Origin of the sequence: Streptomyces sp. NPDC058307 (genome assembly GCF_042880295.1) — a bacterium.
GTDB lineage: Bacteria > Actinomycetota > Actinomycetes > Streptomycetales > Streptomycetaceae > Streptomyces.
Map to the genome: position 1 here is coordinate 67,014 of NZ_JBHVYZ010000030.1, position 21,671 is coordinate 88,684.

At 71.8% G+C, this 21,671-nt stretch carries 17 protein-coding genes; 10 read left to right on the plus strand and 7 right to left on the minus strand.

The window, feature by feature from the left end:
* Positions 1–84: 84 nt before the first annotated feature.
* The 5 genes from araD to ACFVYN_RS22195 all read right to left on the minus strand — a co-directional run bounded on the left by araD (position 85) and on the right by ACFVYN_RS22195 (position 5,068).
* Positions 85–1,821 carry an L-arabinonate dehydratase gene (araD, locus tag ACFVYN_RS22175; RefSeq protein ID WP_390001104.1) on the minus strand — a complete coding sequence of 579 codons (1,737 nt, stop codon included), beginning with the start codon at positions 1,819–1,821 and terminating at the stop codon, positions 85–87.
* The gene (locus ACFVYN_RS22180; protein ID WP_390001105.1) at positions 1,818–2,729 is read right to left on the minus strand and encodes a dihydrodipicolinate synthase family protein; all 912 of its coding nucleotides are present in this window, start codon (positions 2,727–2,729) and stop codon (positions 1,818–1,820) included. The genes araD and ACFVYN_RS22180 overlap by 4 nt, the downstream gene beginning before the upstream one ends.
* Entirely contained in the window at positions 2,726–3,382 is a 657-nt protein-coding gene (locus ACFVYN_RS22185; RefSeq protein WP_390001107.1) for a GntR family transcriptional regulator, read from the minus strand. The genes ACFVYN_RS22180 and ACFVYN_RS22185 overlap by 4 nt, the downstream gene beginning before the upstream one ends.
* A 161-nt stretch (positions 3,383–3,543) precedes the next feature.
* Positions 3,544–4,299, minus strand: coding sequence for an MBL fold metallo-hydrolase (locus ACFVYN_RS22190; RefSeq protein WP_390001108.1), 756 nt, complete (start codon positions 4,297–4,299; stop codon positions 3,544–3,546).
* Between the two features lie 184 nt (positions 4,300–4,483).
* Positions 4,484–5,068: a TIGR03086 family metal-binding protein gene (locus ACFVYN_RS22195; RefSeq protein WP_390001110.1), complete on the minus strand. Its 585-nt coding sequence runs from the start codon at positions 5,066–5,068 to the stop codon at positions 4,484–4,486.
* A 292-nt stretch (positions 5,069–5,360) separates the two neighbouring features.
* On the opposite strand from ACFVYN_RS22195, the gene ACFVYN_RS22200 reads away from it, so the two are divergent.
* From ACFVYN_RS22200 to ACFVYN_RS22210, 3 genes are all read left to right on the plus strand, one after another.
* Positions 5,361–6,671 carry a hypothetical protein gene (locus ACFVYN_RS22200; protein WP_390001112.1) on the plus strand — a complete coding sequence of 437 codons (1,311 nt, stop codon included), beginning with the start codon at positions 5,361–5,363 and terminating at the stop codon, positions 6,669–6,671.
* A gap of 161 nt (positions 6,672–6,832) precedes the next feature.
* Complete coding sequence (locus tag ACFVYN_RS22205) at positions 6,833–10,564, plus strand: helix-turn-helix domain-containing protein (RefSeq protein WP_390001114.1); 3,732 nt, start codon at positions 6,833–6,835, stop codon at positions 10,562–10,564.
* A gap of 67 nt (positions 10,565–10,631) precedes the next feature.
* Positions 10,632–11,939: an MFS transporter gene (locus ACFVYN_RS22210; protein ID WP_390001116.1), complete on the plus strand. Its 1,308-nt coding sequence runs from the start codon at positions 10,632–10,634 to the stop codon at positions 11,937–11,939.
* Here the strand turns inward: ACFVYN_RS22210 and ACFVYN_RS22215 are convergent.
* Positions 11,876–13,036, minus strand: coding sequence for a hypothetical protein (locus tag ACFVYN_RS22215; protein WP_390001118.1), 1,161 nt, complete (start codon positions 13,034–13,036; stop codon positions 11,876–11,878). The genes ACFVYN_RS22210 and ACFVYN_RS22215 overlap by 64 nt on opposite strands.
* Positions 13,033–13,980 carry a 5-dehydro-4-deoxyglucarate dehydratase gene (locus tag ACFVYN_RS22220; protein ID WP_390001120.1) on the minus strand — a complete coding sequence of 316 codons (948 nt, stop codon included), beginning with the start codon at positions 13,978–13,980 and terminating at the stop codon, positions 13,033–13,035. Before ACFVYN_RS22220 ends, ACFVYN_RS22215 begins: the two co-directional genes overlap by 4 nt.
* 185 nt (positions 13,981–14,165) lie before the next feature.
* Between ACFVYN_RS22220 and ACFVYN_RS22225 the strand changes: the two genes are divergently transcribed.
* The 7 genes from ACFVYN_RS22225 (at position 14,166) to ACFVYN_RS22255 (ending at position 21,624) form a co-directional block, all read left to right on the plus strand.
* Positions 14,166–14,975, plus strand: coding sequence for an NAD-dependent epimerase/dehydratase family protein (locus ACFVYN_RS22225; RefSeq protein ID WP_390001121.1), 810 nt, complete (start codon positions 14,166–14,168; stop codon positions 14,973–14,975).
* Between the two features lie 306 nt (positions 14,976–15,281).
* Complete coding sequence (locus ACFVYN_RS22230; RefSeq protein WP_390001123.1) at positions 15,282–16,049, plus strand: DeoR/GlpR family DNA-binding transcription regulator; 768 nt, start codon at positions 15,282–15,284, stop codon at positions 16,047–16,049.
* A 77-nt stretch (positions 16,050–16,126) separates the two neighbouring features.
* Positions 16,127–17,500 (plus strand): ABC transporter substrate-binding protein, encoded by a 1,374-nt coding sequence (locus ACFVYN_RS22235; RefSeq protein WP_390001124.1) that lies wholly within the window; start codon positions 16,127–16,129, stop codon positions 17,498–17,500.
* Positions 17,497–18,435, plus strand: a complete 939-nt coding sequence (locus ACFVYN_RS22240; RefSeq protein ID WP_390001126.1) for a carbohydrate ABC transporter permease — start codon at positions 17,497–17,499, stop codon at positions 18,433–18,435. Before ACFVYN_RS22235 ends, ACFVYN_RS22240 begins: the two co-directional genes overlap by 4 nt.
* On the plus strand, positions 18,432–19,304 hold the full coding sequence (locus ACFVYN_RS22245) for a carbohydrate ABC transporter permease (protein WP_390001128.1): 873 nt from the start codon (positions 18,432–18,434) through the stop codon (positions 19,302–19,304). The genes ACFVYN_RS22240 and ACFVYN_RS22245 overlap by 4 nt, the downstream gene beginning before the upstream one ends.
* Positions 19,301–20,290 carry a zinc-dependent alcohol dehydrogenase family protein gene (locus ACFVYN_RS22250; RefSeq protein ID WP_390001130.1) on the plus strand — a complete coding sequence of 330 codons (990 nt, stop codon included), beginning with the start codon at positions 19,301–19,303 and terminating at the stop codon, positions 20,288–20,290. The genes ACFVYN_RS22245 and ACFVYN_RS22250 overlap by 4 nt, the downstream gene beginning before the upstream one ends.
* Positions 20,291–20,385: 95 nt before the next feature.
* Positions 20,386–21,624 (plus strand): TerD family protein, encoded by a 1,239-nt coding sequence (locus tag ACFVYN_RS22255; RefSeq protein ID WP_390001153.1) that lies wholly within the window; start codon positions 20,386–20,388, stop codon positions 21,622–21,624.
* Positions 21,625–21,671 lie beyond the last annotated feature (47 nt).

Below are 21,671 nucleotides of genomic sequence, written 5' to 3' on the forward strand. Positions count from 1 at the left end.
TGCGGGAAGCGCTTTCTCTCTGCACATGGATGTGCCAGGTCGTGCTGTGCGTTGGTGCTGCCGCCCGCCCCAGCGGGTCGTGGTTCAGCTCGCGTACGGGTCGGTGACCTTGCCCGGGCGGGCGAGGAACTCGAAGTCGCAGCCGGTGTCGGCCTGGGTGATCTGTTCGTTGTAGAGCGCGCCGTAGCCGCGCTCGTACCGCGCGGGCGGCGGTGTCCACTGCGCCCTCCTGCGCTCCAACTCCTCGTCGTCCACGTTGAGTTGGAGCGCACGCGCCTCGACGTCGAGGGTGATGCTGTCCCCGGTGCGCACGAGGGCGAGCGGTCCGCCGACGTACGACTCGGGCGCCACGTGGAGCACGCAGGCGCCGTAACTCGTTCCGCTCATCCGGGCGTCGGAGATCCGGACCATGTCCCGCACGCCCTGCTTGAGCAGATGGTCCGGGATCGGCAGCATCCCGTACTCGGGCATGCCCGGGCCGCCCTTGGGCCCGGCGTTGCGCAGCACCAGCACGCTGTCGGCGGTGATGTCCAGTGCCGGGTCGTTGATGGTGCGTTGCATGGTCCTGTAGTCGTCGAAGACGACCGCGGGCCCGGTGTGCTTGAGCAGGTGCGGCTCGGCGGAGATGTGCTTGATGACCGCGCCGTCCGGGCAGAGGTTGCCGCGCAGGACGGCGACCCCGCCCTCGCCCGCGACCGGGTTCTCGCGGGTGCGGATGACGTCGTCGTTGTGGACGACGGCCCCCTCGATCTGCTCGCCCAGGGTGCCGTTGACGGTCGGCCGGTCCAGGTGGAGCAGGTCGGTGATCCGGGAGAGGAAGGCGGGCAGACCGCCGGCGAAGTAGAAGTCCTCCATCAGGTACGTCTGTCCGCCGGGCCTGACGTTGGCCAGCACCGGCACGGTCCGCGCGATGCGGTCGAAGTCGTCGAGGGTGAGCGGGACCTGGGAGCGTCCCGCCATCGCGATCAGGTGGATGACCGCGTTGGTGGAGCCGCCGAGCCCGAGCACCGTGGTGACGGCGTCCTCGAAGGCCTCGCGGGTGAGGATCTCGGACGGCTTCAGGCCGGTCCAGGCGAGCTCCACCGCGCGGCGCCCGGAGGCCGCGGCCATCCGCTCGTGCGCGGAGTCGACGGCCGGGATCGAGGAGGCACCCGGCAGGGTCATGCCGAGGGTCTCCGCAGCCGCGGTCATCGTGGACGCGGTCCCCATGGTCATGCAGTGGCCCGGGGAGCGCGCCAACCCGCCCTGCAGCTCGCGCAGTTCGCAGTCGGTCAGGTTGCCGGCGCGGTGCTCGTCCCAGTACTTCCACATGTCGGTGCCGGACCCGAGGGTCTCGCCGCGCCAGTGCCCCGGCAGCATCGGCCCCGCGGGCACGAAGATCGAGGCGACATCGGCCGAGGCCGCGCCCATGAGCAGGGCGGGCGTCGACTTGTCGCAGCCGCCGAGCAGCACCGCCGCGTCGATCGGGTACGACCGCAGCAGCTCCTCGGTCTCCATCGCGAGCAGGTTGCGGTAGAGCATCGGGGTGGGCTTCTGGTAGGTCTCCGAGAGGGTGGCGACCGGGAATTCGAGCGGGAAGCCCCCGGCCTGCCAGACCCCCCGCTTGACCGCCTCGGCGCGCTCGCGCAGATGGACGTGGCAGGGGTTGATGTCGGACCAGGTGTTGAGGACGGCGATCACCGGGCGGCCCTGGTGCTCCTCCGCCTCGTAACCGAGCTGGCGCATCCGGGCGTTGTGCGACCAGGTGCGCAACTGGCCCTCGACGCCGTACCACTGGTGGCTGCGCAGGTCCTCCGGCCGCAGGCGCTCTCGGTCCGTCATATCGACCATCCGGCGGCTATCGCGGCGACCTCGGAGCGCTCGCTCTCCGGCAACTCCCGGCTCGGCGGGCGCACTTCGCGGCGGCACAGGCCGAGGGAGGCGAGGGCCTCCTTGACGACGGTGACGTTGTTGGCGGAGCCGTTCGCCGCGCGGAGTTCCTCGAAGCGGCGGATCTGCTCCCAGACCTTCATGGCGGCCGCGTAGTCACCGGAGCGCAGCGCTTCGATCATGTTCAGCGAGACGGCGGGGGCGACGTTCACCAGCCCTGAGGTGAAGCCGGTGGCGCCCGCCGAGAAGTAGGAGGGCGCGTAGGGCTCGGCGAGCCCGGCGACCCACACGAAGCGTTCGAGTCCCGCGTCCCGTGCGAAGGCGGCGAACCTGGCCGCGTCCGGGACGGCGTACTTCACGCCGATCACGTTCGGGCAGGCGTCGGCGAGTTCGGCCAGACGGTCGCCGCCGAGCTGGGCGTTGCGGATGTACGGGACGACCCCGAGCTCCGGGACGGCCGAGGCGATCGCGCGGTGGTAGTCGATCCAGCCGCCCTGGGAGACGTAGGGGTGGACGGGCTGGTGGACCATGACCATGCTCGCGCCGAGCTCCCGGGCGTGGCGGGCGGAGGCGACGGCGGTGGGGACGTCGTGTCCGACGCCGACGAGGATGTCGGCCCGGTCTCCGGCCTCGTCGACGGTCCACTCGGTGACCAGGCGGCGCTCTTCGGGGCTGAGGGCGTAGAACTCGCCGGTGTTGCCGTTGGGGGTGAGAGTGGTGACCCCTCCGTCGAGCAGCCGACGCAGCAGGGCCCGGTAGGTGTCCTGGTCGACGGTGCCGTCCTCGGCGAACGGGGTCACCGGGATCGCCACCACGTCGGCCAGGGCCGCCCGCTGGGTCTCGAACGTCTCGCTGCTCATTCCTGACCTTCCTCGTCCAGCACTCCGGGGAACGCTCGTTCCACGAAGGACGCGATGTGGGCGTGCAGGGCGCGGGCCGCGCCGTCCGCGTCGCCGTCCAGGGCGAGCCGCAGGATCTCCCGGTGCTCGCCGGCCTCCCGGTCCCAGGACGGCGAGGCCGCCCAGGCGACGGCGGAGACCAGGGCGGCCTGGTCGCGGACCTCGTCGAGCATCCTGCCGAGCAGCGGGTTGCCGCAGGGCAGGTACAGGGCGCGGTGGAACTCCCGGTTGGCCAGGGAGCGTTCGGCGGTGTCGGTGGCGTCGTCGGCCTTCGTCAGGGCGTCACGTGCGGCGTCGAGGGAGGCCCCGCGCCGTACGGCCCGCTTGAGCGCCTCGGGTTCGAGGAGCAGCCGGACGTCGTAGACCTCGCGCGCCATGTCCGCGTCCACCATGCGCACCGTGACGCCCTTGTACTGGCTCATCACGACGAGCCCGGTCCCGGCCAGGGTCTTGAGCGCCTCGCGCACCGGGGTCTTGGACACCCCGAACTGTGCGGCGAGTTCGGTCTCGACCAGGGCCTGACCAGGCGTCAGGCGCCCGGTGAGGATGCGGCGTTTGATCTCCTCCAGCACGTACTGCGTGCGGGAGGGGATCGGCGTGGGCACAGAGGTCATGCGCGCCTCTCGGATCTCGCGTATCGGATCTTGCGTATCTGATCTCGCATATCGCGTCTCATATATGACGTACGAAGTACGACGCGTTGAAGGTAGGGAGGACCGCGATGTTTCGTCAATGCTTCTGGCAAAAGAAGCTGAAGTTGCGGTGAGCGCGAGGGTCAGACGAGCCGGGTGGCGCCCTCGAAGGCCGTACTGGTGCGCCCGGCGAAGGCGACGGCGGCGCGCGTGGTCGCCGCTTCCCTGGTGAGCGTGGGTCCGACGTGGGTGACGATCAGCTCGCGCGCCCCGGCCTTGCGGGCGATGTCGCCGGCGTCCTCTGGTGTCAGATGAACCTGTTCGCCTTCGCGATGACGATCGATGTCCGCCTCGCACAGGAACACGTCCGATTCCGCGGCGAGCTCGACGAGGGCGGCGCAGGGCCCGCTGTCCCCCGAGTACGCGAGGACGCGTCCGGCGCACTCGGCACGCAGCCCGTACGCCTCGGTGTCGTGCGCGACGGCCCGGGAACCCAGCCGGAGGTTCCAGTGCCGGACCTCGTGGCCGTCGTACAGGGGGTGGAAGTCGAGGACGCCGTCGAGGAAGCGCAGGTCGGACCGCCCGAAGAATCCGGCGAGCCGGTGGGCGCAGCCGGGTGGCGCGTACACCGGGATCGGGGCGGGCGGGGTGAGTCCGCCGTACGCGAAGGCGTAGACGGCGGACAGCAGATCGGCGCTGTGGTCGGCGTGCAGGTGGGAGATCCAGATCGCCGTCAGCCGGGAGGGATCCGTGTGCCGCTGCAACTCCGCGAAGGTTCCGGGCCCCGCGTCCACCCACACCTCGGCGCCCCCGCCGCGCAGCAGATAGCCGGAGCAGGGGCGGTCGGGCCCCGGGTGCGGGGAGGCGGTACCGAGGACGGTCAGGCTCAGGGGCGGCATGGTGGGGAGCGTACGGTCCGGGGCTGCCGCCCGCCGCCGGTTTCCGTTCCTCTAGGGCAGGGTCGTACCGGTGTCCACGGCAGCCGGGCGCGGCGCGTCGGAGAAGGCCCGTGTCGGAGGCACCGAGAAGGGGACGGCGACCCGGGGGCGCCCCCGCGACGGCGTCCACGGGACCCGGGCCCCGTTACGGCGTCCAGCCCGGGTTCCGCCCGCTGAGGCCCAGCGCCCGGTCCAGCAGCGGCGCGTCCTGGGGCACGGGGACGATCGGGCCGAAGATCTCACCGCGTGAGGGCTCGTCGACCGCCGCGAGCAGGAAGTCGTACGTCACCCGGAGCGCGGCCGGGTCCGGCACGTAGGTCTGGCCGGTGGCGCGGGCCAGGTCCCAGCCGTGGACGACCAGTTCGTCGAGGGCGACGGCGGCGGCGACCTCGCCGGGCAGGTCCACCCCGCCCGCGCGGGTCATACCGGTCCAGGCGGCCGGGTCGCGCCAGGCCTCGGCGAGTTCGTCGAGGACCTTGGGGAGCTCCCCGCGCCGGCCGGGGCCGATGTCCGGGACGGAGTCGGTCGGCGGGGTGTCGGTCGTGGGGCCGAGGTCCTTGCGGGCGGCGTCGCGGAAGGCCGCGGCGAGGCCGATCAGATGGCCCAGCAGATTGCGCACCGCGAGGTCGGGACACGGGGTCGGGTCCTTGAGCCGCTCGTCGGTCACGGCTTCCGCCAGCCGGGCGATGACCCGGGTCTGGGGCTCGAAGTCGATGATCGTGCCGGTCATGCGTCACTCCTCACGGTGCCCGGGGCGCTGTTCCCGGGCACGGCATCCGGGCACGGTGCCCGGGGCCGTGCAGGGTGGACCGCCCGCGCCCCGAAAACTCATCGGTGCGGCCGGGGCACCTGTGTCCGCGCAGGTCAGGGAGTTGTTTCCGGCCCGGCGAGGGACTTGGGCAACAACCTCGGCGACCTCAGGATCGAGCTTGTTCCGGACCCCTGCCGGGGTCCAGGCGAGCCGGCGACACCCGCACCGCCACGGCCGCTGATCCGACTCATCCCGACCAAGGAGCTCATCAGTGCTGACCTGGTTCAGTGGGCGCCCGTTCCAACGGGTGCCGATACGGACACTGCTCATCGCCGTACTGGTCGCCGCCGTGGCCGCAACGGTCCTCGACGCGAGGGCCCCGGCCCTGAGGGCCGCGGCGCCCAAGATCTCGGTCTCGCGGATCTGTGACGACTCGGTCAACGCCATCGAGGCGGCGTACGGCAGACCGGACCGTTCCGTGACCACCGGTCCGGTCCTCGCGCGGGCCGTCTCCTCCCCGCTGACGGCCCCACCGGCGAAACCGCTCGGGGCCCCGCAGGCGAAGATCGTGGCCACCAAGGAGAAGCAGGCCACCGCGGACTGCGCGAGCAAGCTGCACAAGGCGCAGACGGCGGGCTGGTCCTATCTGTCCGCGCGGGCGGTCGAGATCGCCGTGGACGCGGTGGTCACCATCCTCGCCTCGACGCTGATCTGCTCGCTCACCGGTCCGGCCGGCTGCAAGTGGGGCGTGCGGATCGCGTCGTTCACCGGCGGCTTCGTCGGCGCCCTGGCCTTCCAGTACCTGACCGACGGCTTCCTCAACTGGAAGAGCGTCGGTGGCGCCTTCTTCGACGCCACGGTCTCCATGATCGCCTTCTCGGGTCTCGACAAGCTGGACGAGAAATACGTCGGCCAGGGTGTCAGGGCCACGTTCAAGGAACTCGGCAACGTCCTCAAGACGGTGGGCAACCGCATCGGCAGCGCCGGACCCGCCATGGTCGGCAGCATCCAGAACGCCGCGGACTACATCCTGACCCACGCCACCACCTGGGCCTTCCCCGCCGCGTACACCGGCGGCGGGTCCGTCGAGCCGGTCATCGCCGAGAAGCGGGGCCAGCCGATCGCCGACGGCCTGCAGTTCCGCATCCCCTCCCACGCCACCGGCTCCGACGTGCACGACGACCTGTGGTCGGGCAGCTGGAACAGCCCCTACTACAACTGGGACGTCTCCGAGCTCCCGCGCTACAACGGCGACCGCGCGGTCGGCTACCTGATCGGCCAGGGCAACAACTGCCTCGGCTACACCTCCCAGGGCTACGTGGTCCTCAAGGGCTGCAACGCCAACGACTCCACCCAGTGGTGGTTCGTCGACGGCGACGAGCTGATGGCCAACAACGGCAAGTGCATGGACGAGGTCGAGAACGCCTCCGAGCGCCTTCTGGTGAGCTGCGACGGACTGAACTACCAGGCCAACCCGAACAACAAGGACGACCAGTTCATCGTGACCCCGCCCGGCGGCACCTACATCCCGGACACCGTCGGCAACTGGAAGCGCCACCTGTCCTACTACGAGCACGCGTGACCTGATCCCGGCGCCGAGCGCGCTGAGAGACGGGGCCCGGGCCGGTGACCGACGTCACCGGCCCGGGCATTGTTCGGGTACCGGTCACTCCGCAATAGTTCGGGGCAACACGTGGTTTGTTGCTTTCTGGGGAGTTTCGATTGGGCCGTCCCGAGCGCCCGGTGGATCCTGACGCCGGTCCGGTCCAGCGGCTCGCCCACGACCTGCGTCGGCTGCGCCAGGAGGCGGGCAACCCCACGTACCGGGAGATGTCCCGGCGCACCGGCGTCTCGGTGACCACGCTGTCCAAGGCCGCGGCCGGCGAGCGGCTCCCCTCGACGGCGGTGGTACGGGCCTACGCGCAGGCCTGCGACGCCGACCCGGCCGTGTGGGAACTGCGCTGGAAGACCGCCGCCGAGGAGGCCGCCGACGAGCACACGGCGGCCCGTTCCCGCGAGGACGACACGACGTCGCCGTACCGGGGTCTTGCGCGGTTCGAGCCGGGCGACCGTGCGCTGTTCTTCGGTCGCGACCGCCCGGTGGCCGACCTGCTGGGCCTGGTGCGGGACCATCGTTTCGCCGCGGTGTTCGGCGCCTCCGGCAGCGGCAAGTCCTCGCTGCTGCGCGCCGGACTGATCCCGGCCGCCCAGGAGGCCGCGCAGGACCTGGGACGCCCGGCGGCCCTGCGGATCGTCACCCCCGGCGAGCGGCCGGCGGCCACGTACGGCCGGCTGCTGGCGCCCGGGGACGGTGAGCCGGACAGCTGGCTGATCGTCGACCAGTTCGAGGAGGTGTTCACCCTCTGCCGGGACCGGGCCGAGCGCACCCGCTTCATCGACCTGCTCCTCACGGCCAGGGACCCGGACTCCCGGCTGCGCACGATGATCGCGATGCGCGCCGACTTCTACGGGCAGTGCGCCGAGCACCCGGGACTCGCCGACGCGCTGCGCCACTGCGGCCTGCTGCTGGGGCCGATGAGCCCGGCGGAGCTGCGTGCGGCCGTCACCGGTCCGGCCGGCGCGGCCGGACTCGTGGTCGAACGCGAGCTGACCTCGCGTCTCGTCGAGGAGGTCGTCGACCAGCCCGGCGCGCTGCCCATGCTCTCGCACGCCCTGCTGGAGACCTGGCGCCGGCGGCGCGGCCGCATCCTCACCCTCGCCGCGTACGAGGCGGCGGGCGGTGTCCACGGCGCGATCGCGGCCACCGCGGACCAGGCGTACGGCACGCTGACCCCCGCCCAGGAGGTCACGGCGCGCCGGCTGCTGCTGCGGCTGATCGCCCCCGGCGAGGGCACGGCGGACACCCGCCGCTCGGCCGACCGCGCGGAGCTGGACGAGTGGTGCGACCCCGAACTCCCGCTGGTCGTGGAGCGGCTGGCCGCCGCCCGGCTGCTGACCCTCGACGGCGACACCGTGGAACTCGCCCACGAGGCGCTCATCAGCTGCTGGCCGCGGCTGAGCGGCTGGATCGACGAGGACCGCGTCCGGCTGTCGGAGCACCGCAGGCTGCGGGAGGCCGCGCTCGCCTGGACGGAGCTCGACCACGACCAGGGAGCCCTGTACCGGGGGGTGCGTCTGGAGCGGGCCGCCGAGCTGTTCGGCACGCCGGACGAACGGGAACTGACCGCGACCGAGCGAGCCTTCCTCACCGCCGCCCTCGACACCCGCGAGGCCGAGCGGCACGCCGTCGCGCACGTCCGGCGCCGGACCCGGCGCCTGCTCACCACGCTCTCCGCGCTCCTCGCCGTCGCGCTGGTCATCGGCCTGGTCGCCTGGCAGCAGCACCGCACCGAGGTGCGCGACAGCCAGGTCGCCGCCGCCCGCCGGGTCGCCGAGGTGGCCGCCACCATGGCGACCACGGATCCGCGCACCGCCAAGCTGCTGAGCCTGGCCGCCTGGCGGATCGCGGCCCTGCCGGAGACCCGCGCGGCACTGCTGGGCTCCCTGGCCCAGTCCGAACAGGACGCCTTCACCGATCCCGGGGAAGGCGGCACGGCCGCTCGCTTCCTCGTCGGATCAGGCCGGGTCCTGCTGAGCGTCAGGGGCCGTACCTGGCGCACCTGGAACACCGTCACCCACCATGCGATCGCGTCCGGGCGGCTCCCGGCGGGCACCACGTGGGCCGAGTCGGCCGGCCGGGACGGCACGCTCCTCGCACTGGACGGTGACTGGGGCGTACGGCTGTGGGATCTCTCCGCGGGGCGTTGGGCCACGCCCGCCGGTGCCGTGCCGGAGCAGGACATCGTCACCTTCGAGGCCGACCCGGAGAGCTACCTGGTGAGCGACCCCGATCGGCCGCGGTCCGAGCTGCGCGCCGTCCCGGACGGCCGACTGCTGCTGCAGGCGCCGGTGGCCTCCGAGACGAACGTGGCCACCACCGAGGACAGCCGTCTGGTCGCGGTGTGTCCCATCGGCGGGACGGTCCGGGTCCGGGAAACGGTCAGCCGCCGTGACCTCGCGGGCGGCTGGGCGAGCTCCGGCGGCTGCGGCGACGACAACTCACGGCTGGAGTTCGACCGCGGCGGCCACCGGCTCGCGCAGATCTCCGGCACCGGCGTGCGGGTGTGGGACATCGCCTCGGGGCGGCGGATCGCCGACATCGCCTTCCCGGGCACCGACTCCGTGGTCTTCAGCGAGGACGGCGGCTTCCTGGCCGCCGCAGGTCCCGCCGAGTTCGCGGTCTGGCGGCTGTCCGCGCCGGGTTCGCCCGTCTTCCGCCATGCGCTGGGCGGGCAGCGGCCGACCGACCGGATCGCCTGGGACCACGACGGGCCCGTGCTGCGGTACCTCGAAGGGGGGACGGTGCACTCCCTCGACCTGGGCGCGGCCGTCACCTCCGGCTGGCGGGACAGCGCGCTCTACGACGCACTGCTGAGCCCGGACGGCCGTACCCTCGCCACCGCCGAAGTGTCCGGCGCGGGCTATGTGTTCCGGCTGCTGGACCCGGGCAGCGGCCGCCTGCTGCGGACCCTGCCCACCGCGCGCCTTCCCGTGGCCGCCGACGGCGGCGGTCCGGTGGCGGCGGCGGACACCGTGCCGGTCATGGCCTTCGGCCCGGAGGGCGCGTCCTTCGCGTACGGCGTCGCGACTCCGGGCCGGGCCGCCTCGGCGCAGTCGCTGACCCTCTGGGACACCGCCTCCGGCCGGGTGCGGTCCACGCTGGACCTGGCACCGTCGGCGCCCGCCGCGGCGGTGGAGAGCCTCGCCCTCGGCCCCGGCGGGCGGATGCTCGTGGCGGTCCGTGACACGGCCGAGGGGATGATCGGTGAGGTGTGGGACACCGCGACCCGCCGAAGGACCGCGCGACTGGGCGAGGTGAACCCCACCGCGCTGGGCCTGCGGCCGGACGGCCGCCTGCTGGTCGGCGGGGACCGGCTCGCCCGGCTGCCCTCCGGTCCGGCCGGCGCGAGGACGCTGGGCCTGGGTGAGGAGATCGAGGCGGTCGCCTTCAGCGCGGACGGCTCACGCGTGGCCGTCGGCGACGCGTCGGGGCGGGTCGCCCTGTGGGACGGCGACCTCGGCCACCGGGTCGGAGTCCTGCCCAGCACCTTCCCGGCGCCCCTGCCGGACGGCGCTCCGGAAGCCGTCAGCGCCCTGGCCTTCAGCCCCGACGGCGGCACCCTCGCCGTCGCCGGTGACCTGGGCGCCCTCCAACTCTGGGACACCGCCGGCCAGGAGGCCCTCGGTGACGGCCTGACCACCCCCGGCGAGGGCATCGTCTCCCTCGCCTTCGACCCCCGGGGTGGCACGCTCTACGCCACCAGCCCGCACGCCCCCCTCCAGCGCTACCCCGTCACCTCCTCCCACGCGGCCACCGCGATCTGCGCCGGCACCGCCACGACGCTGTCCCCGGCCCAGTGGCACACCTACATCCAGGACGCCCCTTACCTCGACGTGTGCCCGGCCGGGGGCTGATCCGCGAGGACATCCAGGGCATCTGCCCGATGCCGGACCCGGGGCCTCAGATCCACGATGTCCAGGCATGACGACAACACCCAGGACCCCGAAGACATTCAGGACATGGCCCGTGCTGCGCGTCGTGCGCGACCGTGACGCGGGGTTCTTCCTCGCCGCGGTCGTGGTCTCCGGCTTCGGCACCTCGGCGTTGTGGCTGGTGTCGGGCGTGTGGGTCAAGGACCTCACCGGCTCGGACGGACTGGCCGCGCTGTGCATGCTCGCGATGTGGGCGCCGACCGTTGCGGGCCCGCTGCTGGGCGCGCTCGCCGACCGTGTCCCGCGCAAACCCCTGCTGATCAGCGCGAACCTGCTGCCGGCGGCCCTCCTGCCGGTACTCTTCACCGTCGACTCCCCTGACCGCGTACCGCTCCTCCTCGCGGTCCTCTTCCTGTACGGCGCGGCAGGCGTCGTCCATGACGCGGCGGAGTCGGCCCTGGTCGCGGGCGCCGTCACCCCGTCGCTGCTCGGCGACTTCAACGGCCTGCGGACGGCGGTCACGGAGGGCATGAAGCTGGTGGCGCCCTTCGCGGGCGCGGGCCTCTACGCGCTCTGCGGCGGCCCGGGCGTGGCCCTCCTCGACGCGATCACCTTCCTGCTCGCCGCGGTGCTGTACGCCGGGCTGCGGGTCCGCGGGAGCATGCCGGCGCCCCTCGCAGGGCCGGCGGCGGCCGGACACCCCTCGACCGTCGACGGCCGACCGAAGTCACCCGGGCGTGCCCCCGCCTCCGAGGGCGTCCGCCACATATGGGCCCACCCCACACTGCGCCCCCTGATCCTGGCCGGCGGCACCACCATGCTCTGCGCCGGGCTCAACGGCGCGCTGATGTACGCCGTGATCGACGGACTCGGCCACTCCCCCGCGTACGCCGGTGCGCTGTACGCCGTCCAGGGCGCCGGCTCCGTGGCGGTGGGGCTGCTTGCCGGGCCCGCCCTGCGCCGGCTGGGCGAGCGCCGGTTCGCCGCGTACGGCATCGCGCTGACGGCCGTCGCCGCCGGGTTGCGGGCGGTCCCCTCCGACCCGCTCGCCCTCGCGTGCAGCGCGGCGGTCGGGGTGGGGCTCCCGTGCGTGCTGATCGCCGCGCTCACCGCCGTGCAGCGAGAGACCCCGGACGAACTGCTGGGCCGGGCGGTCGCCATGGCCAACACCGTGGTGTTCACACCGAACGTGCTCGGCCTCGCCGCGGGCGCCGCGCTGGTCGAACTGGTCGACCAGCGAACCCTGTCGGCCGTCCTCGGCGTGGTGTGGCTCGCGACAGCCGTACCGCTGTTTCAGAGGCCGGCCAGCGCCTCGCGGATCGCGTCCAGGTCTCCGTCCGACGCCAACCCGGCGTGATAGAGCCGGATTTCGGTGGCCCCGAGTTCCCGCGCCCGGGCCGCGTCCGCCGCGAGCGTGCCCGGGCTGCCGCCCATCTGGGAGACGACGGGGAAGTTGGCGGCGATCACCGCGGCCGCGCGGGCCCGCGCGAAGGGCGTGAGCAGGTCCGGTCCGCCCGCGCAGGGCACGACGACGCCGTCCGCGACGGACAGGATGTGCCCGGGGTCGACGCCCGGGTTGGCGCCGACGTGGTACGTCACGGGGTCGGCGTGCAGCAGGATCTGGAAGCCCTCGGGTGCGGCCGCGCGGACCGCCCGGACCGCGCTCTCCTGGAGCGTGCGGGCGGTTTCGTCGCGCCACGCGCGTGTGGCCGCCGCGGTCCCGGAGCCGAGCAGCTTCTCGACGCCGGCCCAGCCCCCGTCGTCCGGCGCGCCCTGCCACAGCGGCTCCAGGGCGGTGCGTACGGCGGCTGCCAACTCCTCGGCGTCGACGCCCTGTTCGCCGTACCCCTCGCGGCACGTGCCGCAGAAGCAGAGCGCCATGAGGTACATCCCGGCGTCGCCGAGGGGCACCCCGCCGGTCTTGTCGTGGGCGTGCAGGTGCTGGAGTCCGTACCAGCCGAGGGACTCCAGCTCGGTGCCGGCCGCGCCCGGGCGCAGTGCCGCCTCGACGGCGAGGTCGACGAGGTACGCACGCGTGGCGGGCTGTGCGATGCACGGGGCCCACGGATAGCGGTCGCCGTAGGCGTTGACGACCGAGGTGCCCGGGTGTTCGGCGCCCAGGCGGGAGTTGTGCGCGAGGACGACCCAGGTGTGCACCTCGAGCCCCGCGTCCGTCAGGGCCCGCGCCGCCTCGCCGAAGGCGTCCCCGGGGGCCCAGTCACCGGCCGCGTAGGGGCGCAGTTCGCGGCCCGACCAGCGGTCGTCCACGGGGTAGAGCACGGCCGCGTGCTCGGCGGTGACGATGCGGTGGCGGGGGTGGCGGGGGGTCAACGCGCGCGTGGAGTGGTAGGCGGAGGCGAGGGTCGCCTGCCGTACGCCGAGCGCGGCGATGCGGTCCGCGGCCCGCGGATCCCCGTTGACGTCCCAGGGGTAGACGAACGTAGACGCCTTCACTGCTCCTTCTCCTCCTCCAGCAGCGCGTACCCGCGCTCGGTGAGCTGCGCGAGCTGCTTCACATGATCCTCGTCCGGCTCGTGCATCGGCGGGCGGACCTCCCCCACGTCCAGGCCCCGCATCCGGACCCCGGCCTTGACGAGCGAGACCGCGTACCCGCGGCCCCGCGCGCGGAGTTCGACGAAGGGACGGTAGAAGCCGTCGAGCAGACGGTCGGCCGTCGCCCGGTCGCCGTCGATGAGCGCGCGGTGGAAGGCGAGGGCGATCTCGGGGGCGAAGCAGAAGACGGCGGACGAGTACAGGGGGACGCCGATGGCCTGGTAGGCGAGCTGGGTCTGCTCGGCGGTCGGCAGCCCGTTGAAGTAGAGGAAGTCGCCGGGGACCTCGGTGCGTACGGCGCTGACGATCCGCTGCATGAGGTCCAGGTCGCCGAGGCCGTCCTTGAGGCCGATGATCCCCTCGGTGCGGGCCAGTTCGACCACGGTCTCCGGGGAGAAGACGGCGTTGTCGCGCTGGTAGACGATCACCGGGAGCGCGGTCGCGGCGGCCACCTCGCGGTAGTGCCGCAGCAGCCCCTCCTGCCCGGCCACGACGAGGTAGGGCGGCATGGCGAGCAGCCCGTCGGCGCCGGCCTCCTCGGCGAGCCGTGCGTACCGTACGGCGAGCGCGGTGCCGTATCCGGCGCCCGCGACCACCGGCACCCGGCCCGCCGTCTCCTCGACGGCCGCCCGGACGCACGCCTGGAACTCCTCGGGCGTGAGCGCGTGGAACTCCCCGGTGCCGCAGCAGGCGAACACGGCCGCGGCCCCCGCCGCCACGCCCGCGCGCACGTGCGCGCGATAGGTGTCGAGGTCAACCGAGCCGTCGGCGCCGTACGCGGTGACCGGGAAGAACAGCGGCCCGCTGGGGATGCCGAGTCGATGGACGAGGTCGGCAGACGTCACAGGCTCTCCCTAGAACGAGTGGAACGGGCGGAATGGACGGAACGGCCGTGCGGGATTCTGATCGGAGTTTATATTTATGAACATCGGTCGCGCCACCCTTGACGACGCAGGGCAATGATCCTTAGCTTGTCCACGAATGTGAATACCGTGCACTCATACGGCCGTCGCCCCAAGGAGACCCGAGAATGCCCGCTCCCCGTACCGTTCTGCTCACCGGCGCCGCCGGCGGGCTCGGCACCCTGATGCGGGATCTGCTCCCGGCCTACGGCTACGACCTGCGCCTGCTCGATCTGCGACCCGTCGAGGGCGAGCCGGACGCGATCGTCGCCGACCTCGCCGACAAGGACGCAGTGCGCGAGGCGGTGCGGGGCGTCGACGCGATCATCCACCTCGCGGGCATCTCCCTGGAAGCCCCCTTCGAGAAGATCCTGAAGGCGAACATCGAGGGCACCTACAACCTGTACGAGGCCGCGCACGCGGAGGGCGTCGGACGGATCGTCTTCGCCTCCTCCAACCACGCCGTCGGCTACACCCCGCGCCCGCGGGGCGACGACGCGCTGATCCCGGTCGACATCCCGCGCCGCCCGGACACCTTCTACGGCCTGTCCAAGTCCTTCGGCGAGGACCTCGCGCAGTTCTACTGGGACAAGCACGGTCTGGAGACCGTCTCCGTGCGCATCGGCTCCTGCTTCGCCGAGCCCACCAGCGTGCGCATGCTCTCGGTGTGGATGAGCCCGGCCGACGGCGCCCGCCTCCTCCACGCGGCCCTGACCGCCGAGGACGTCGGCCACACCGTGGTCTACGGCTCCTCCGCCAACACCCGCCTGTGGTGGGACCTGACCACCGCACGGTCCCTCGGCTACGACCCGCAGGACGACTCCGAGCCCTACGCCGAGAAGCTCATCGCCGAACAGGGCGAACTCCAGGACGGCAACGAGGGCCACGCCTACCTGGGCGGCCAGTTCGTGACGGACCCGCCGATCTGGCCGTACTGACACCCCGGCGTCATGGCGGGCGGGCACCGAACGGGCCCGCCCGCAAGCATATCCGGGCACGGACAACAGCCGCTGATTGCCGCGCGAAGCGCACAATCAGGGGCGCGGGGAACTGCGCGACCAGCCACAACGAGCCCGCAGCCGCCACACAACCGCACAACCCGAGCCAGTAGGCCCGCTCCGCCCGAACGGGCACACACGGACACGATCTCCGCCGCAACAGACCTGGTCACCACCCCAGGCCCGCTGTACAACTTCCTGCATACGGCCCGAACGGGCAGCACGACAGGGAGGGCAGGTGACCGAATGACCAGCACCGCAGAAGACCGCCAGCGGCACATCGTGCAAGCCGCCCGCACCACAGGCGCCGTCGACGTCAACACCCTCGCCACCCAACTCGGCGTGGCCAAGGAAACCGTGCGCCGAGACCTCCGCGCCCTGGAGGAGCACGGCCTGGTCCGCCGTACGCACGGCGGCGCCTACCCCGTGGAGAGCGCCGGGTTCGAGACCACGCTCGCCTTCCGGGCCACCAGCCATGTGCCCGAGAAGCGCCGGGTCGCGGCCGCCGCTGCCGAACTGCTCGGGGACGCCGAGACGGTCTTCGTCGACGAGGGCTTCACCCCGCAGCTCATCGCCGAGGCCCTGCCGAGGGACCGGCCGCTGACCGTGGTCACCGCCTCCCTGCCGGTCGCGGGAGCCCTCGCCGAGGCCGAGAACACCTCCGTCCTGCTGCTCGGCGGCCGGGTCCGCCCCGGCACCCTGGCGACCGTCGACCACTGGACGACCAAGATGCTGGCCGGCTTCGTCCTCGACCTCGCCTACATCGGCGCCAACGGCATCTCCCGCGAACACGGCCTCACCACCCCCGACCCCGCGGTGAGCGAGGTCAAGGCACAGGCGATCCGGGCCGCGCGCCGCACGGTGTTCGCCGGCGTGCACACCAAGTTCGGCGCGGTCAGCTTCTGCCGTTTCGCGGAGATCGGCGCGCTGGAGACGATCGTGACGAGCACGCTGCTGCCCTCGTCCGAGGCCCACCGGTACTCACTGCTGGGCCCCCAGGTCATCCGGGTCTGACTCTCGAACCGGCTCGGTCAGCAGGTTTTTTGTGCCGCAAGACACCCTTTATGTCCCTCTATGTCCAGGAGCGATCCATGCGAACCCAGAGCCGACGACGGCCACCGCGAGCCACGCTCGCCATGGCCGCCGCAGGGACGCTGCTCGCCCCGTTGCTCTCCGGCTGCTGGGTCGGAGCCGGCGGGGCGGGGTCGGGCGGTGACGCCATCAACGTCCTGATGGTCAACAACCCCCAGATGACCGAGTTGCAGAAGCTGACCCGGGCCCACTTCACCAAGGAGACCGGGATCAAGGTCAACTTCACCGTCCTGCCCGAGAACGACGTCCGCGACAAGATCAGCCAGGACTTCGCCAACCAGGCGGGCCAGTACGACGTGGCGACCCTGTCCAACTACGAGATCCCCATCTACGCCCGCAACGGCTGGCTGCACGAGATGAACTCGTACGTGGCCAAGGACCCGTCGTACGACGAGAAGGACGTCCTGGCCCCGATGCGCCAGTCGCTGACCGGCGACGACGGCAAGCTCTACGGCCAGCCCTTCTACGGCGAGTCGTCCTTCCTGATGTACCGCAAGGACGTCTTCGAGAAGAAGGGCCTGACGATGCCGGCCCACCCCACCTGGACGCAGGTCGCCCACCTGGCCGCGAAGGCGGACGGCGCCGAGTCCGGCATGAAGGGGATCTGTCTGCGCGGCCTGCCCGGCTGGGGCGAGGTCATGGCCCCGCTCACCACGGTCGTGAACACCTTCGGCGGCACCTGGTTCGACAAGGGCTGGAAGGCCCGCCTCGACTCCCCCGAGTTCGAGAAGGCGGTGAAGTTCTATGTCGGCCTGGTCCGTGAGCACGGCGAGTCCGGCGCCGCCCAGTCCGGCTTCGCCGAGTGCCTCAACAACATGACCCAGGGCAAGGTCGCCATGTGGTACGACGCCACCTCCGCGGCCGGTTCCCTGGAGGCCAAGGGCTCCCCGGTCAAGGGCAAGGTGGGCTACGCCCCCGCCCCCGCCGAGGAGACGAAGTCCTCCGGCTGGCTCTACACCTGGGCCTGGGGCATCCAGGACGCCTCCCGCAACCCCGACAAGGCCTGGAAGTTCGTCTCCTGGGCCTCCGGCAAGCAGTACGAGCAGCTGGTCGGCGACCAGGTCGGCTGGGCCGACGTGCCGGCCGGCAAACGGGCGTCGACGTACACCAACCCCGCCTACGTCAAAGAGGCCGCCGCCTTCCAGGAGATGACCAAGGAGGCCATCGAGCAGGCCCGGCCCAACGACCCGGGAGTGCAGCCGCGCCCCGCGCCCGGCATCCAGTTCGTCGGCATCCCCGAGTTCACCGATCTCGGCACCCGGGTCTCCCAGGAGATCAGCGCGGCCATCGCCGGACGCCAGTCCGTCGAGTCGGCCCTGAAGAAGTCGCAGCAGCTCGCCGAGAAGATCTCCGAGGAGTACGAGGGACGATGACCGCGACAACCGTGGCCCCGCCGGCCACTGCGACCGTACGTACCGCGGACCCGTCGAAGGCCCGCCTCCGCGCCTGGGCCACCCGCGGCCCGCTGCTCCCCGCCCTGATCTTCATGATCGTGGTCACCCAGCTGCCGTTCGTGGCCACGGTGGTGATCTCGTTCTTCGACTGGAACTCCCTCTATCCCAAGGCCCGTCACTTCACCGGCGTCGACAACTACAAGGACGTCCTCACCGACGCGGACCTGCGCCACTCGGTGTGGACGACGGTCCTGCTGACGGTGACGGTGGTCCTGGTCAGCCTGGTCCTCGGACTACTCCTGGCCCTGCTCCTCGACCGCCGCTTCAAGGGCCGGGGCGTGGTCCGCACCCTGCTGATCGCACCCTTCCTGGTGGTCCCGGTGGCAGCAGCACTGCTCTGGAAACACGTGCTCTACAACCCTGAATACGGCCTGCTCAACGGGTTGTTGCACTATGTGGGCGGCCCACAGCCGGACTGGATCTCCAACACCCCGCTGCTCGCCGTCGAGGCCTCCCTGGTCTGGCAGTGGACCCCGTTCATGATGCTCATCCTGCTGGCCGGCCTGCAGAGCCGCGACCAGCAGCAGATGGAGGCCGCGCGGGTGGACGGCGCGAGCGACTGGCAGATCTTCCGCTATCTGACCCTCCCGCATCTGCGCCGGTACCTGGAGCTGGGCGCCCTGCTGGGTTCGATCTACATCGTCCAGAACTTCGACGCGGTCTTCACGATCACCTCCGGCGGCCTCGGCACCGCCAACCTCCCCTACACCGTCTACCAGAGCTTCTACCAGGCCCACGAGAACGGCCTCGCCTCGGCCGCCGGCGTCCTGGTCGTCATCGGCTCGATCGTCATCGCGACCTTCGCCCTGCGCGTCGTGTCGTCCCTGTTCCGTGAGGAGGTCGGCCGGGCATGAGCACCATCGCCGCAAAGCACCAAGGAGCCGTAGCGCGCAAGGGAGCCGTACCGCGCAAGGGTGCCGGCCTCGGGCTGGTGGCCTGGCTGCTGGGGATCGTCTTCTTCCTGCCGATCGCCTGGATGGCCCTGACGTCCTTCCACTCGGAGACGGACGCGGCCACCAACCCGCCCTCCTTCGGCGCCGCCCTCACCCTGGACGGCTACCGCGAGTTCTTCGGCACGGGCGGCGGCGCGAGCCCCTGGCCGGCGCTGATCAACTCGACGGTCGCCTCACTCGCCTCGACCCTCTTCGTCCTGCTCCTGGCCCTCCCCGCGGCCTACGCCCTCTCCATCCGCCCGGTGAAGAAGTGGACGGACGTCCTGTTCTTCTTCCTGTCGACGAAGATGCTCCCGGTGGTGGCGGGCCTGCTCCCCATCTACCTGTTCGCGAAGAACACCGGCATGCTCGACAACATCTGGCTGCTGGTCATCCTCTACACGTCGATGAACCTGCCGATCGCCGTCTGGATGATGCAGTCCTTCCTCGCCGAGGTTCCGGTGGCCGTGATCGAGGCCGCGCGTGTGGACGGCGCCAGCCTCCCGACGATCCTCGCGCGCGTGGTGGCCCCGATCGCCCTGCCCGGCATCGCGGCGACCGCCCTGATCTGCTTCATCTTCAGCTGGAACGAACTGCTGTTCGCAAGGGTGCTGACCGGTGTGGTGGCCGAGACCGCCCCCGTCTTCCTGACCGGCTTCATCACCAGCCAGGGCCTGTTCCTGGCCAAGGTGTGCGCCGCGTCGCTAGTCATCTCCCTGCCGGTGCTCGCCGCGGGGTTCGCCGCCCAGGACAAACTGGTCCAGGGCCTGTCACTGGGAGCCGTGAAATGAAGGCCGCCGTCATCGAGTCCGCGGGCCGTGCCGTCGTCACCGAGGTCCCGGACCCGACGCCGGGCCCGCGCGAGGTCGTCGTCGAGGTCGCCGCGTGCGGCCTGTGCGGCACCGACCTGCACATCCTCCAGGGCGAGTTCGCGCCCAAGCTGCCGATCGTGCCGGGCCACGAGTTCGCGGGCGCGGTGGTCGGGGTCGGCACCCAGGTCACCGAGCTCGCGGTGGGCGACCGGGTCGCGGTGGACCCGTCCCTGTACTGCCACGAGTGCCGGCAATGCCGTACGGGCCACAACAACCTCTGCGAACGCTGGGCCGCGATCGGCGTCACGACGGCGGGTGGCGCGGCGCAGTACGCCGTCGCGCCGGTGGCCAACTGCGTACGGCTGCCGGAACACGTCCGTACGCAGGACGCGGCACTGGTGGAGCCGTTGTCCTGCGCGGTCCGGGGTTACGACGTCCTCCAGTCCCGCCTGGGCGCCCATGTCCTGATCTACGGCTCCGGGACGATGGGCCTGATGATGCTGGAGCTGGCCAAGCGGACCGGGGCTGCGAGCGTGGACATGGTGGACGTGAACCCGGCCCGCCTGGAGACGGCCCGCAGCCTCGGCGTGTCGGCGTCCGCCGCGAACCCGGACGAGCTGGACCGTCCCCAGGGCTGGGACCTGGTCATCGATGCGACGGGCAACGCGGCGGCGATCCAGGACGGCCTGGACCGGGTGGCCAAGGCGGGCACCTTCCTCCAGTTCGGCGTGGCCGACTACGCGACGAGGGTGACGATCGACCCGTACCGCATCTACAACCAGGAGATCACGATCACGGGCTCCATGGCCGTCCTGCACAGCTTCGAGCGGGCGGCGGAGCTGTTCGCGAACGGTGTCCTGGACCCGGAGATCTTCATCAGCGACCGCGTCCCCCTGGACCGGTATCCGGAGGCCCTGGAGCAGTTCGCGGCGGGAGTGGGACGGAAGATCGTGGTGGTGCCTTAGCCCGGCGGGGTCGTTCGCGCTCGATTCGGTCCCCATTTGGCCGTCGGGTAAGGGAACGGCAAAGTGGGCCCGATCGTTCACGGGGCATGACAGCTATGACCCCCGGCTCGAACATCCCCCTGTCCGCCGCCCGCGTGACGGTGGACGTCGCCGCGCCCGTGCGCCTCGACGTATCGGGCCTGCTGCTCACCGCCGACGGCAAGGTGCGCTCCGACGACGACTTCATCTTCTACAACCAGCCCTCAGGGCCGGGGGTGACGTACCGCTCGGGCGGCGGTACGGCCCCCGACGCGATCACCGTCGACACGTCGGCCGTACCGCCCGGCATCGAGAAGATCGTCGTCACCGCCAGCCCGGACGCCGCGGGCCAGACCTTCCAGGGCATCGAACCGACGGCCACGATCCGCAACGCGGACGACAACAGCGTGCTGGCCACGTTCACGCCGCCGCAGCTCGGCACCGAGACGGCGCTGGTGATCGTGGAGGTCTACCTGCGCAACGGCGCCTGGAAGGCCCGGGCGGTGGGGCAGGGGTACGCCAACGGACTGGCCGGGATCGCGACGGACTTCGGCGTGACGGTGGAGGAACCGGCACCCACGCCCGCCGCGACACCCGCCCCGACACCGGTGGCTCCGCCGGTCGCGCCCACCGTGCAGACCCCGGTGGCCCCGCCCGCCCCGGCTGTCGACCCGCGGCTCGCCGCGCCGCCGGCGCCCGCCGCGCCCCCGGCTCCGCCCGCTCCCGCGCCCGGTGCCGGGAAGATCAACCTCGACAAGGGTCGCGTCAGCCTCCAGAAGAACCAGACCGTCTCCCTGGTCAAGGGCGGTCGTCCCCTTCTCTCCCAGGTCAAGATGGGGCTCGGCTGGGAGCCGGCGTACCGCGGCAAGGACATCGACCTCGACGCGTCGGTCATCGCCTACGGCCCGCAGCGCAACCACATCGACAGCTGCTACTTCGGCAAGCTGTCCATCGTCGGCGGCGCGATCAAGCACTCCGGCGACAACCTCACGGGTGAGGGCGGCGGTGACGACGAGGTGATCGTCGTGGACCTCGGCCGGCTCCCCCAGGAGGTCACCGGTCTCGTCTTCACCGTCAACTCCTTCTCCGGGCAGAAGTTCACGGAGGTCGCCAAGGCGTACTGCCGCCTCATCGACGCCGCGAGCGGAGAGGAACTGGTCCGCTTCGACCTCACCAACGCGGAGGCGCAGACGGGCGTGATGATGGCCAAGCTGATCAAGCAGTTCTCCGGCGAGTGGGAGATGACGGCGATCGGCGACTTCGTGAAGTCCCGCACGGTGAGGGGAATGGTGAAACCGGCGGCGCAAGCGCTCTAGCAGGTCCCTGCGCCCCTGGGTGGGTACAGCCAGACAGACGTTGACAG